Consider the following 12,729-nt stretch of genomic DNA (forward strand, 5'->3'; position numbering starts at 1 on the left):
ACAACCAGGCCCGCAGGGCAACTTCTCAATCTTACCCGCCTCGTTCAGCTTGTCAAATCGACGCGCTGACCGGATCAGTGATCCGCTACGCAGTCCAGATGAACCGCAGAAGAGGTGGGATCTCCCATCCTAGTCGTAAACGACCAGGCCTTCAAGTGAAGGACTCGGGAGGTGTTTCTCCGCTTGAGGGGGGTGAGGCCTTCCGGCCTTTCCGCTTCCCTGTGGGGCGAACAAGTAATAACTTACGCGGGATCCAGACCTTCGGCAAATCGGGGCGGAATCCCTGGCGTGTCGCGCTGCTTCACAGGCCGGCTCGACCTCCACCAGATACGCGAAGAGGGCCCCTGCCGGATAGACAGGGACCCTCTTCACACACTCAGAGTGCGGGTTACGCGACTCAGATGCTGTTGACGTCCAGCGGGATGCCGGGGCCGAAGGTCGTCGAGACGACACCCTTCTGGATGTAGCGTCCCTTTGCGCTCGACGGCTTGAGGCGAACGATCTCCTCGAGAGCAGTACCGATGTTCTCATCGAGCTGCTCTGCGGTGAAGGACGCCTTGCCAACGACGAAATGCACGTTGGCGTGCTTGTCGACGCGGAACTCGATCTTTCCGCCCTTGATCTCCTCAACGGCCTTGGCCGGGTTCGGAGTCACGGTGCCGGTCTTCGGGTTCGGCATGAGGCCACGGGGTCCGAGGACCTTTCCGAGGCGACCGACCTGGCCCATGAGCTCAGGGGTCGACACTGCCGAGTCGAAGTCGGTCCAGCCTGCGCCGACCTTTTCGATGAGTTCGGCACCGCCGACCTCATCAGCACCAGCTGCGATTGCAGCCTCCGCTGCCGGGCCCGTCGCGAACACGATGACGCGAGCGGTCTTACCGGTACCGTGCGGCAGGATGACGGTGCCGCGCACCATCTGGTCCGCCTTGCGCGGGTCGACAGCGAGCTTCAGCGCGACCTCGACGGTCGAGTTGAACTTCGCCGAACCGGTCTCCTTCGCGAGAGCGACTGCCTCGGTCGGAGTGTAGAAACGGTCTGCCTCGATCTTCTCGGCGGCAGCCTTGTAAGCCTTGGACTTTGCCATGATTATTCCCCTCAGCCCTCGACCGTGATGCCCATGGAACGGGCGGTGCCGGCGATGATCTTCGAGGCAGCCTCGATGTCGTTTGCGTTCAGGTCAGCCTGCTTGGTCTCAGCGATCTGGCGGACCTGATCCTTCGTGATCTTTCCGACCTTGACGGTGTGCGGCGTGGCGGAAGCCTTCTGCACGCCAGCAGCCTTCTTGATGAGCTCCGCAGCCGGCGGAGTCTTCAGGATGAACGTGAAGCTGCGGTCTTCGTAGACGGTGATCTCGACCGGAACGACGTTGCCGCGCTGCGACTCGGTCGCGGCGTTGTACGCCTTGCAGAACTCCATGATGTTCACGCCGTGCTGACCGAGCGCGGGACCGATCGGCGGCGCGGGGTTGGCTGCGCCGGCGTTGATCTGGAGCTTGATCAGGCCGGTCACCTTCTTCTTAGGTGCCATTTCCTTTTCCTTTCATCGAGCGGACGCATGACGCTCCCGCTCTCCCACACACCGGCATCTCCGGAATGTGGTGTGTTCTGCGCGCGTCCTTCGACAAGCTCAGGAACCAGGCGCACAAACCATCCAAGTGTACCCGATGCGAAACGCCCCGCCGGCACAGGCCGACGGGGCGTTCTCCGCGAGTGCGGATCAGAGCATCTTGGTGACCTGCTCGAACGACAGCTCGACCGGGGTCTCACGCTCGAACAGCGAGACGAGCACGGTGAGCTTGCCGCTCTCGGGCTTGATCTCACTGATCGAACCGGGCAGGCCCGCGAACGAGCCTTCCTTGATCGTGATGGTCTCGCCGACCTCGAAGTCGATCTCCGCAGGGATCGAGCGGGCGACAGCCACGCCTCCCTTGGACTGAACGTTCTTCGCGGTCGGAATGTCCTTGACCTCGACGAGCGCCTTCAGCATGTTGAAGGCCTCTTCGAAGCGCAATGGCGTCGGGTTGTGAGCGTTGCCCACGAAGCCGGTGACGCCAGGGGTGTGACGAACGACCGACCAGGTGTCCTCGTTGAGTTCCATGCGGACGAGCACGTAGCCCGGGATGCGCACGCGAGTGACCATCTTTCGCTGGCCGTTCTTGATCTCGACGACGTCCTCCATCGGGACCTCGACCTGGTAGATGTCGTCCTCGACCTCGAGCGTCGACTTGCGCTGCTCGATGTTGGCCTTCACCTTGCGCTCGAAACCGGCGTAGGAGTGGATCACGTACCACTTGCCCGGGAGCATCCGCAGGTCCATGCGGAAGGACTCGTAAGGGTCTTCTTCTGCAGGAGCTGCCGACTCATCCTCGTCGCCGTTCACATCAGGACCCTCGTAGGGGGTGACTTCTTCTGCGGCGGCCGCGTCGGCCTCCGCAACGTCTTCGGCGGCAGACTCGGTGAGCACCTCAGCGGCGGCTTCGGTCTCTGCGGTCTCGTCCAGGTTCAGAGCGTCGTTCACGATCGCGTCAGCCTCCGGGTCGTTGATCTCGATGTCTTCTGCGCCTTCATCATCGGCATCATCGTCGTCTCCTTCGATGTGCACCGCCTCATGCTCAGCAGCGGAAGACGACTTCTCTTCCGAGGCGAGGATGTTGCCCTCTTGCGCCTCGTCGTCCTCGCTGGACTGCTCCGCGGCGGTCGCCCAGTCGGCGTCGTCGGAATATCGTTCAGACACGTTATTTCTTTCCAATCAGTGCGGTCGGAACCGCGGGAGCGACGCTTACTGCGGCACCCCGAAGACCTGGGCCGTCAGCCACGAGAAGGCGGTGTCCAGGCCGTAGACCATCGCCATCATGATGGCCACGAACACCAGCACGACCGCGGTGAACTTGAACAGTTCCTTGCGAGTCGGGGTGACGACCTTGCGGAGTTCGCCGATGACCTGGCGGAAGAACAGTGCGATCCGGCCGAAGAAGCCGAGTCGCTTCACGCTGGCGGCGCCGCCACCGGCGACGATGTCGCCGCGCGGTTCGTCCTGATCCATCATGAATGTACCTTTCGTGTGTCAGCGTGGCGCTGACGCGCAGGGCGGACAGGAATCGAACCTGCAACCTGCGGTTTTGGAGACCGCTGCTCTGCCAATTGAGCTACCGCCCTAAAGCCCCTGCGGACTCGGGATCTGCCTCTGCCCCGCACCCGAAGGCACGAGAAAAGAATGCAGACAACTGCCTGACCAGTGTACGGCATGCCGCGGGGCGCGGCGAACCGGAACTGTGATGACGGTCTCTGCTCGACCTCAGAACAGCTGGCGCCAGTTGGCCTTCGCCAGGTCGAGCAGTTCGTCGCCACGACCAGACATCACGGTGCGGATCGCGTAGAGCGCGAAACCCTTCACCTGCTCCGCGGTGACGGCGGGCGGCATCGAGAGTTCCTGACGCTCGGTGACGACGTCCAGCAGCGCGGGGCCGTCGTGGGCGAGCACTTCGGCGACGGCATCCGAAAGGTCTTCGCTGCGCTCCACTCGACGCGCGAAGATCCCCAACGCTTCCGCAACGGCGGCGAAGTTCGGATTGTCAAGATCTGTGGCGTAGGTGACAAAGCCCGCCGCCTTCATCTCGAGCTCGACGAAATTGAGCGAGGAATTGTTCACCACGATCGTCTTGACCGGCAGCCGGTTCTGAGTGAGAGTGATGAGCTCGCCGAGCATCATCGCCAGCCCCCCATCCCCCGCGAGCGCGACCACCTGCCGCTCTGGCTGAGCCGTCTGCGCTCCGATGCCGTGCATGAGAGCGTTCGCCATCGAACCATGCGTGAACGAACCGATGAGCCTGCGCCTGCCGTTCATACTCAGATAGCGCGCAGCCCAGACTGTGGGCGAACCGACGTCCGCGGTGAAGACCGCGTCCTCGGCCGCGTGCTCGTCGAGGAGCCTGGCGAGATACTGCGGGTGGATGGGGTTGTTCCCCTTCGACGGCACGGCGAGCTCATCGAGTTTTGCCCGCGTCCTGCGATAGTGGGCGACCGCGTCGTCGAGATGCGAACGATCGCTCTTGTGCGCCACGCGCGGCAGCAGTGCTTCTGCCGTCGCTTTGACATCGCCGACGAGACCGAGATCAAGCGGATGCCGTTTACCCAGCTGCGCGCCGCGAATGTCGACCTGGATCGTCGTAGCACCATCGGGGTAGAACTGCGTGTACGGGAAGTCCGAGCCGAGCACGAGGAGGGTGTCAGCGTCTTCCATCGCACGGTAGCCCGAGGCGAATCCGAGAAGGCCGGTCATCCCGACGTCGAAAGGATTGTCGTACTCGATGAACTCCTTGCCGCGCAAAGCATGCACGACCGGGGCGCCCAGGCGGTCGGCGAGTGCCACCACCTCATCGTGAGCGCCCTCGGTGCCGGCACCGGCGAGAATGGTCACCTTCTTCGCCGCGTTCAGCAGTTCGGCTGCTTTCTCCAGCTCCGCACCGCTGGGCACGATGAAGGGCCTGGCCCGTTCGATCACTGTGGCGCGGTTCACCGGCACCTCGGCGAGAGCCACCTCGCCAGGGATCACGAGTACCGCGACGCCGCGCTCTTCGATTGCCGCGCGCATCGCGATCTCCAACAGCCTCGGCATCTGCACGGGGTCCGCGACGTACTCGACGTAGACACTGCACTCGCGGAAGAGCTCCTGCGGATGCGTCTCCTGGAAGTAGCCGGAGCCGATTTCGCTCGTCGGGATGTGCGCGGCGATCGCGAGCACGGGCACCCGCGAGCGCTGCGCGTCAAACAGTCCATTGATCAGATGCAGGTTGCCCGGTCCGCACGAACCCGCGACCACCGCCAACTCGCCCGTGATCGCCGCATCCGCCGCTGCGGCGAACGCCGCAGACTCCTCGTGGCGCACGTGCAGCCACCGGATCGTGCCGTCTTTGCGGAGCGCATCGGTGAAGCCGTTGAGCGAATCTCCTGGAATGCCGTAGACCCGATCGATGTGATTCGCACGAAGAGTCTGGACGAGGTTCTCTGCGACAGTGACCATGGCTCCGACCATAGTGGCGGGAGGCGCGCGTTGTCAGTAGAGCTGCACGCCGTCCCGTGCCTCTATCTGTTGCCGGAACGCCGCGGGACCAACAGAGAGCCCCCGCATCCGCTCACGCGGGCGCCGAGGGCTCTCTGGGAGAGGTGTTCGTCAGCCCATCGGGATGACTGCGTACGTCAGCCAGGTGAGGAGGAACCCGGCGACACCCAGCACGGTGGTCAGCGGTGTCCACGTGCGCAACCCGTCCTTGACCGAGAGCCCGAGGTAGCGCGTGACGACCCAGAAGCCGGAGTCGTTCACGTGGCTGAGCCCAAGCGCACCGTAGCCGATCGCAACCGCGACCAGCGCGATGTGGATCGTGTCGAGTCCGAGCACCGACACGGTCGGCAGCAGCAGGCCGGCTGTCGTGGTGATCGCGACGGTGGCCGAGCCCTGAGCTGCACGCATGATGAGCGAGATGAGGAACGCTGCCAGCAGAATCGGCATGCCGCTTCCCGCCATCAGCTCGGCGACAGCACCGCCGATGCCGGTCTCGGTGAGGATCTTCCCGAAGGCACCACCTGCACCCGTGACGAGGATGATGACCGCGGCCGAGGGCAGTGCCGACTCCATGACCTCGCCGAGCTTGGCCGGCGACCATCCGCGACGGACGCCGAGGAAGAACATCGCCGCAGCGATCGCGACCATGAGCGCGAAGATCGGCTGACCGATCATCGACAGGAAGCCGTTCCAGAACGTTCCGGCTTCGAAAGTCGGAGCGACGGTGGTGCCGATCATGATGAGCACGAGCGGCAGCAGGATGAGCCCGAGCACCGTGAACGCGCTCGGTGCCTTCTCGCCCTCGCCCAGTCCGGCGTTGAGCGACGTCTTCTCGGTACCGAAGCTCTCGAACATCTCCTTCGTCGCCTCGATCATCGCGTACTCGCGACGGTTGATGAGCTTGCCGACCCAGTAAGAGAGAGCGGCGAGCGGGATCGAGATGATCAGCGAGAAGATCAGCACCCAGCCCATGTCCGCGCCGAGGATCGTGGCGCCGCCGACGATTCCGGGGTGCGGCGGGACGGCCACGTGCACCGCGAGCATGATGCCAGCGACAGGGAGACCGAACTTGATCGGGCTCAGGCCCGCGAGCTTCGAGAACGCGAAGATGATCGGCACGAGGATGATGAATCCGGCATCGAAGAAGACCGGAATGGCCAGGATGCCGGCGGCGATCACCAGGGCGATGCCGACCCGCTTCGGGCCGAGCCACTTCGTGAACTTTCCGGCGAGCGCATCCGCCCCTCCGGAGAGTTCGATGATCTTGCCGAGCATCGAGCCGAGAGCCACGAGGACGGCGACGGAACCGAGCGTGCCGCCGACACCGGCGATGATCGCCTGGATGATGCCGAGTTGTTCCGGCGTATCGCCGCTCGCCGGGATGGTGGTCATCGGCAGGCCGGCAGCAATGCCGACGAGGATCGACACGAGGATGAGGGCGTAGAAGGCCTGCATCTTGAATCGGATGATCAGCAGGAGCAGCAGCGCGAGCCCTGCGACTCCGATCGCGATCAACGCGGGAAGAGGGAGCATCTCTGGATCTGTTCTTTCGGTTTCAGGGGCGCGGGTGCGCCCTCATGGTAATGGGAATCAGGACAGACGCTCAGGGGCGATGACGCGGATCACCGCAGAGTCATCCAGGGCCCCGAGTCCCTGCGCTTCGCCGAGCAGGAAGAGCTGCTCGGCCGCACCTGCGACGGGCGTGGACAGGTGCGCGGCACGGGCAGCGTTCCCGACGATGCCGAGGTCCTTGACGAAGATGTCCAGACGGCTGAGCACCTCGGCGCCTTCCTCGTCGTAGGCCTGCAGTGAGCGCGGCCCACGGTTGCCGAGCATGAAGGAGTTCGCCGCTCCCGCGGTGAGAGCCTCGAGCGTCTTCTCCCGGTCAAGACCCAGAGCGTCAGCGAGCGCGAGTGCTTCTGCGGCCGCAGCGATGTGCACACCGCACAGCAGCTGGTTGACCGTCTTCAGCGCCTGCCCGTCGCCGGGTTTGTCCCCCACGATCGACAGCGTCGATGCGAGCTGCTCGAGAACCGGACGGGCGACTTCGAGAGCCGAAGGCGCAGCACCCACGACGATGAGCAGATCTCCCTCTCCTGCGCGGACGGGACCGCCGGAGAGCGGAGCATCTACCAGCTGGGCGCCGTGCCCTGCCAGGCGATCGGCGATCTCGCCGATGCCGTCCGTGCCGACAGTGCTGGTGAGGATCACAACCGCGCCGTCGGCGAGGTGTGGGGCCAGCCCCGTCTCGCCGAACAGCAGATCGTTCAGCTGCGCGCCGGTGCGGACCGCGACGAGCACGGCCTGCGCGTCAGCAACCGCTTCGGCAGCGGATGCCGCGGGCGTGACGCCCTGCTCTGATGCGAGCGCGACGCGAGCTTCGGCGATGTCGAAGCCGCGCACCTCGAAGCGCTCCGCAAGACGTGTGGCCATCGGGAGGCCCATTGCTCCCAGGCCGATGACGGCAACAGCAGAAGTCATGACAGTTCCTTTCGAATCTCAGTGAGCGTCGGCGAGCGTCGCGACGACGCGGGCCAGCGAATCGGTGTCGCCGACGTTTCCGGCGAAGACGATGTACGGGATGCCGACGGCGGGGCCGGTCTGCGGCTGCCAGAGCGACACGATGCCGGGGAGCATCGGTCCGAGCACGGTCGCACGGCGGATCTCAAGCGCTTCGCTGGCCACATCGCTCGAGGTGATTCCGCCCTTGGCGATGACGAAGCGTGGCGGGGCGATCGCGAGCACCCGGCGAACGAGGTCGACCACGCCGCTGGAGACCCGTCGAGCGATCTCGAGGCTTTCCTCGCCGTCGGCTCCGGTGACGAGCTCACGCGTGGTGTGCACGATGACCGACCCTGACGAGAGCGCATCGGCGACCGCATGCGCCTGCTCGGTCAGGTGCGCCTCGCGACGATCGTCGATCAGCTGGCGAACATCCAGCTCGACGGTGACGGTGTCTGGACGTTGACGGCGCAGCTCTTCGAGCTGAGCCGTAGTGAGCGGCACATGGCTGCCGACGACGACGAGTCCTCCGCGGTCGTACGCGAACGGGATGTCTGCTGACGAGACTGGTTCGGCGATGTCCTGACCGATGTGGGCACGGACGTAGGGCGGCCCCACCCGCAGCAGGACTTCGCGTTCCAGGCCGTGCAGCGCGAGAGCGACAACACGCATATCGCTCTCATCGACGACGTCGACGGCGATGACGGATCCCGACGGCACCTCGCTCAGGAACGCCGTGACCGCCTCCACACCGGCACGGATGATGTCGATCGTGAGGGCAGCGACCGCCGCGGCGGGGATCCGCCCCTCGGTCTTCTCGGCGACCCAATCACGGAGATCGGAGGAGGCGAACCCGAACGTGGCATCCTGCGCGAACGGCGTCTCACCAACCGGAGTCGCCTCGCCGTCGGTGACCCAGTAGTGCACCGAGTCGACGGTGATGCGGCCAGCATCCGGGAACGCGGGCACCAGCAGCGTCAGCTGCGGGGCGGCGCCGCCGTGCGCGACGATCTCTGCGGAGAGCACATCGGTCTCGAGCGGGAAGTGTCCGCGCAGCGTCGAGTCTCCGCGCGAAACGAACGTGACACGGCGATCGGCGTCGGATGCCGCGGCAAGCGCGACAGCGACGACCTCGCGGTTGCGCTCTGCCGCGGTCTGCTCATCGAGGGAGCGCGTGTTCGTGAGCACGTAGATAGCCGGCGCACCAGTGGCGAAGGCCTCTGCGAGGTCGGCTTTCTCCCACCGAGTGAGCACAGGGAGATTCGCGACGGACTGCGTGCCGGTGGGGTCGTCGTCCAGAACGACGAGGACTCCCTGCGGATCGAGTGAGGCGCGAACCGCCGCAGCGTCGATATCGACCGGAGCCGGGATGCCGGCGAGAAGCGCGTCGATGTGCACAGGAACTCCTTCGTTCAGAGGGATCAGGTGAAACCGGGACGGGTTATCCGATATCAGATAACGAGCGTACGCCTAAATCCATCCCGACGCAAGCATCAGCATGCGACGATCGCGCCGCTCACTCGCCCAGAACGTAGCGCAGAAGGTCGTCCCTCGTCTGCTTCATGTGGCTGGCCATCGCCTCGCGCGCGGCATCCGCTGACCGGGTGCGCATCGCCTCGAGCACCAAAGCGTGCTCAGCGAGCGCATGTTCGCGGATCTCGAGCACCGCACTGGTCTCGCTGCGCGAGTCCTGCAGCATCGTGGTGAGCGGGCGAACGGATGCGACCAGGATCCGGTTGTCTGCGGCACTGAAGATCACATCGTGGAACGCGAGGTCGGCGTCGACGAACCCCGGCACGTCGCCGTGCGTGTGAGCGGCATGCATCTTCTCGAGCAGTTCTTCCAGCAGCGCGATGTGCTCGTCTGTGGCGCGGGGCGCTGCGAGCTCAGCCGCTCCGGTCTCGAACATCACGCGCATATCCAGCAGCTCGAGCGATGAACGGCGGCGCGCTCCCCCGCTGCGTGAGTACCGCACCACGGCTTCGAGGCCGGTCCACTCATCGACCGGGGCGACCCGGTGCCTGCTGCCGGGAACCGGGACGATGACACCCTGCGCCTGCAGCAGGCGCACCCCTTCGCGGAGGGTGAGCCTGGACACGCCGAGAAGCTCCGCGAGATCGGCCTCAGCAGGAAGCGTCTCCCCCGCGACGAGACGACCGGCGATGATCTCATCGAGCAGCCCGTCGACGACGGACTGCGTGCGGGTGATGCGCTCGATCTTCATAGCTCCACGGTACTGGTCGGAGCATGCAGCACCCGCCGCAGACGCCTATGCCGTGCGGATGAGCTTCTTGTTGACGAACTCGTCAGCTGCCAGCAGCCCCAGCTCGCGCGAAGTACCGCTGCGCTTGACGCCGCCGAAGGGCAGCTCCGGGCTGTCGGCGAGGACGAGGTTGACGTAGACCATGCCCGCCTCGATCCGGTCGGCGACCCGCTCGGCCTGCTCGGCGTCGGTCGTGAACAGGTACGAGCCGAGACCGAAGGGCGTGTCGTTGGCGAGATCCACCGCGGCGTCCTCGTCGGCCACCCGGTAGATGACGGCAGCCGGGCCGAACAGCTCTTCGCGATAGGCATCCATGTCGGGTGTGACATCTGTCAGCACCGTCGGCTTGAAGAACGCGCCGTCATGACTGCCACCGGTGAGCAGCGTCGCACCCTGCGATACGGCCCGATCGATCTGCTCCTGCAGGTGCTCCGCGGCAACCTGTGACGCCAGCGGGCCGAGCACAGTGTCATCCAGCATCGGGTCAGTTGCCGTCACAGCAGACATGGCCGCGGTGAACTTCGAAACGAACGCGTCGTACAGATCGTCGACGATGATGAACCGCTTGGCGCCGTTGCAGGCCTGACCGTTGTTGTCCAGGCGTGCGTCGACGCCGGCCTGTACCGTGGCGTCCAGGTCGTCGGTGGACAGCACGATGAACGGGTCCGAGCCGCCGAGCTCGAGCGCGACCTTCTTCAGATTGCGCCCTGCGACCTCGGCGACTGCCGCCCCTGCTCGCTCGGAGCCGGTCAGTGAGACACCCTGCACGCGCGGGTCGGCGATGAGACCTGCGATCTGCTCGTTCGTCGCGAGGATGTTCACGTACGCGCCCTCAGGGAAGCCGGCATCCAGATAGATCTGCGCGAGAGCCGTCGACGACTCAGGGCACTGCGGCGCGGGCTTCAGCAGAATCGTGTTGCCGACGATGAGGTTGGGGGCGGCGAAGCGGACGATCTGGTAAGCCGGGAAGTTCCACGGCATGATCCCGATGAGCGGACCCAGCGAGTCTCGACGAATGACCGCCGTGCCGTCGCCGAGGATCGCAATCGACTGATCGGCCATGATGGCCTCCGCCTGGTCGGCGTAGTACTCGGCGATGTCGGCGGCGAAGTCGACCTCGCCCAGCGCTGCCTCGCGAGGCTTGCCCATCTCGCGCACGAAGATGTCCGCGAGTTCCTCCCGGCGCTCTCGATGCAGCTCTGCCGCACGGCGCAGGAGCGCCGCCCGCTCGGCGACCGTAGATGCGCGCGACCAGCCTCGGTGCGCAGCATCTGCTGCGGCGATGGCTTCCTCGATCTGCGCGTCGGCGAACGTGTCGTAGGCGGCGAGGGTCTGGCCCGTGGCCGGGTTGACGACGGCGTAGTCGGTCATGATCGTCCTCTCAGTCGTGCGGTCTTTCGATCAGTCATTCGGGATCAGCGTGTACTTCGTGGAGAGGTATTCATGGATGCCCTCGAACCCGCCCTCGCGGCCGACGCCAGACTGCTTGACGCCGCCGAAGGGGGCGGCCGCATTGGACACGACCCCTACGTTCAGACCCATCATGCCGGTTTCCAGCGCGTCGATCATCCGATGGCCGCGGGCGAGGTCCTGTGTGAACACGTAGGAGACGAGACCGTACTCGGTGTCGTTCGCGAGGCGCACGGCCTCTTCCTCGGTCTCGAAGGTCGCGATCGCGAGCACCGGGCCGAAGATCTCCTCGCGGAGAATGTCGCTTCCCTTCGCCACGTCGGTGATGACGGTCGGCTCGAAGAACGTTCCCTCGCCGTCGATCGCGCTGCCACCGGTGCGAACACTCGCGCCTCGGTCGACAGCATCCTTGACGAGCTCGACAGCTTTGTCGACAGCATCCGCATCGATGAGCGGGCCGATCGCAACCCCGTCTTCGGTTCCGCGACCGATCTTCATGGCCTTCACGCGCTCGGTGACCCGGTCGGCGAAGTCGGTCGCCACCGCGGAGTGCACGATGAACCGGTTCGCTGCCGTGCACGCCTGACCGATGTTACGGAACTTCGCAGCCATCGCGCCCTCCACAGCCTTATCGAGGTCGGCGTCATCGAACACGACGAACGGCGCGTTTCCGCCGAGCTCCATCGATACGCGCAGCACTCCCTCTGCAGCCTGCGAGATGAGCTTGCGTCCGACCTCGGTCGAACCGGTGAAGGACAGCTTGCGCAGCCGGGGGTCGGCGATGATCGGCGCAGACAGCTTCGACGACGAAGAAGTCTGCACGACGTTGACGACACCGGCTGGCAGCCCTGCCTCCTCGAGCAGCTTGGTGAAGAACATCGTCGTCAGCGGGGTCAGTGCCGGGGGCTTGATGACGACAGTGCAGCCTGCGGCGAGCGCCGGAGCGATCTTGCGCGTGGCCATCGCGAACGGGAAGTTCCACGGCGTGATGAAGAACGAAGGCCCCACTGGACGCTGCGAGACGACCATGCGACCGGTGCCCTCAGGGTTGGTGCCGTACCGCCCCGAGATGCGCACCGCTTCTTCGCTGAACCAGCGCAGGAACTCTCCGCCGTAGACGACCTCGCCGCGGGCTTCAGCCAGGGGCTTGCCCATCTCGAGCGTCATGAGCAGAGCGAGGTCCTCCTTGTGCTCCTGCACGAGGTCGAAGGCACGGCGGAGGATCTCGCTGCGGGTGCGCGCCGGTGTCGCCGCCCACCCGTCTTGCGCCGCAGCGGCGGCATCGAGAGCGCGGATGCCGTCATCGGCCGAGGCATCGGCGATCGAGGCGATCACCGCGTTCGTCGCGGGATCACGCACGTCGAAGGTGCGTCCGCCTTCGGCGTCGGTCCATTCACCCCCGATGAACAGTCCCTTCGGAACGCTGTCGAGCAGTGCGGTCTCGTTCGCTGCGAGTGCGATGGTCATCGGTCTCTCTTTCGGTGGGTGGTGAAGCT

At 65.3% G+C, this 12,729-nt stretch carries 11 protein-coding genes and 1 tRNA gene; all 12 read right to left on the bottom strand.

The window, feature by feature from the left end; all coding sequences use genetic code 11:
• Positions 1 to 397 precede the first annotated feature (397 nt).
• Positions 398 to 1,084 (bottom strand): 50S ribosomal protein L1, encoded by a 687-nt coding sequence (rplA, locus tag ACTU6V_RS14300; protein ID WP_443468848.1) that lies wholly within the window; start codon positions 1,082 to 1,084, stop codon positions 398 to 400.
• An 11-nt stretch (positions 1,085 to 1,095) separates the two neighbouring features.
• On the bottom strand, positions 1,096 to 1,527 hold the full coding sequence (gene rplK, locus ACTU6V_RS14305; RefSeq protein ID WP_417508634.1) for a 50S ribosomal protein L11: 432 nt from the start codon (positions 1,525 to 1,527) through the stop codon (positions 1,096 to 1,098).
• A gap of 189 nt (positions 1,528 to 1,716) precedes the next feature.
• The gene (nusG, locus tag ACTU6V_RS14310; protein ID WP_443468847.1) at positions 1,717 to 2,733 is read right to left on the bottom strand and encodes a transcription termination/antitermination protein NusG; all 1,017 of its coding nucleotides are present in this window, start codon (positions 2,731 to 2,733) and stop codon (positions 1,717 to 1,719) included.
• 45 nt (positions 2,734 to 2,778) lie between these two features.
• Positions 2,779 to 3,042, bottom strand: a complete 264-nt coding sequence (secE, locus tag ACTU6V_RS14315; RefSeq protein ID WP_443468865.1) for a preprotein translocase subunit SecE — start codon at positions 3,040 to 3,042, stop codon at positions 2,779 to 2,781.
• Between the two features lie 40 nt (positions 3,043 to 3,082).
• Positions 3,083 to 3,155: transfer RNA gene (locus ACTU6V_RS14320), tRNA-Trp, on the bottom strand.
• Positions 3,156 to 3,294: 139 nt separating this feature from the next.
• Complete coding sequence (poxB, locus tag ACTU6V_RS14325; RefSeq protein ID WP_443468846.1) at positions 3,295 to 5,019, bottom strand: ubiquinone-dependent pyruvate dehydrogenase; 1,725 nt, start codon at positions 5,017 to 5,019, stop codon at positions 3,295 to 3,297.
• Positions 5,020 to 5,169: 150 nt separating this feature from the next.
• The gene (locus ACTU6V_RS14330) at positions 5,170 to 6,591 is read right to left on the bottom strand and encodes a GntP family transporter (RefSeq protein WP_443468845.1); all 1,422 of its coding nucleotides are present in this window, start codon (positions 6,589 to 6,591) and stop codon (positions 5,170 to 5,172) included.
• Positions 6,592 to 6,648: 57 nt separating this feature from the next.
• Positions 6,649 to 7,539, bottom strand: coding sequence for an NAD(P)-dependent oxidoreductase (locus ACTU6V_RS14335; protein WP_443475902.1), 891 nt, complete (start codon positions 7,537 to 7,539; stop codon positions 6,649 to 6,651).
• 18 nt (positions 7,540 to 7,557) lie between these two features.
• Complete coding sequence (locus ACTU6V_RS14340; RefSeq protein WP_443475903.1) at positions 7,558 to 8,958, bottom strand: four-carbon acid sugar kinase family protein; 1,401 nt, start codon at positions 8,956 to 8,958, stop codon at positions 7,558 to 7,560.
• 118 nt (positions 8,959 to 9,076) lie between these two features.
• Positions 9,077 to 9,784 carry a FadR/GntR family transcriptional regulator gene (locus ACTU6V_RS14345; RefSeq protein ID WP_443468842.1) on the bottom strand — a complete coding sequence of 236 codons (708 nt, stop codon included), beginning with the start codon at positions 9,782 to 9,784 and terminating at the stop codon, positions 9,077 to 9,079.
• Positions 9,785 to 9,829: 45 nt separating this feature from the next.
• On the bottom strand, positions 9,830 to 11,194 hold the full coding sequence (locus ACTU6V_RS14350; protein ID WP_443475904.1) for an NAD-dependent succinate-semialdehyde dehydrogenase: 1,365 nt from the start codon (positions 11,192 to 11,194) through the stop codon (positions 9,830 to 9,832).
• A 30-nt stretch (positions 11,195 to 11,224) separates the two neighbouring features.
• The gene (locus ACTU6V_RS14355) at positions 11,225 to 12,700 is read right to left on the bottom strand and encodes an NAD-dependent succinate-semialdehyde dehydrogenase (protein WP_443468840.1); all 1,476 of its coding nucleotides are present in this window, start codon (positions 12,698 to 12,700) and stop codon (positions 11,225 to 11,227) included.
• Positions 12,701 to 12,729 lie beyond the last annotated feature (29 nt).

This window comes from Microbacterium zouquanmingi (assembly GCF_052266675.1).
Classification (GTDB): Bacteria; Actinomycetota; Actinomycetes; order Actinomycetales; family Microbacteriaceae; genus Microbacterium.

What these genes read in the sequence shown, in the direction of transcription:
- ACTU6V_RS14350 (WP_443475904.1), bottom strand. Translation starts at nt 11,194, where the DNA reads ATGACCGACTACGCCGTCGTCAACCCGGCCACGGGCCAGACCCTCGCC.
- poxB (WP_443468846.1), bottom strand. Translation starts at nt 5,019, where the DNA reads ATGGTCACTGTCGCAGAGAACCTCGTCCAGACTCTTCGTGCGAATCAC.
- ACTU6V_RS14355 (WP_443468840.1), bottom strand. Translation starts at nt 12,700, where the DNA reads ATGACCATCGCACTCGCAGCGAACGAGACCGCACTGCTCGACAGCGTT.
- ACTU6V_RS14345 (WP_443468842.1), bottom strand. Translation starts at nt 9,784, where the DNA reads ATGAAGATCGAGCGCATCACCCGCACGCAGTCCGTCGTCGACGGGCTG.
- rplK (WP_417508634.1), bottom strand. Translation starts at nt 1,527, where the DNA reads ATGGCACCTAAGAAGAAGGTGACCGGCCTGATCAAGCTCCAGATCAAC.
- ACTU6V_RS14335 (WP_443475902.1), bottom strand. Translation starts at nt 7,539, where the DNA reads ATGACTTCTGCTGTTGCCGTCATCGGCCTGGGAGCAATGGGCCTCCCG.
- ACTU6V_RS14330 (WP_443468845.1), bottom strand. Translation starts at nt 6,591, where the DNA reads ATGCTCCCTCTTCCCGCGTTGATCGCGATCGGAGTCGCAGGGCTCGCG.
- secE (WP_443468865.1), bottom strand. Translation starts at nt 3,042, where the DNA reads ATGGATCAGGACGAACCGCGCGGCGACATCGTCGCCGGTGGCGGCGCC.
- rplA (WP_443468848.1), bottom strand. Translation starts at nt 1,084, where the DNA reads ATGGCAAAGTCCAAGGCTTACAAGGCTGCCGCCGAGAAGATCGAGGCA.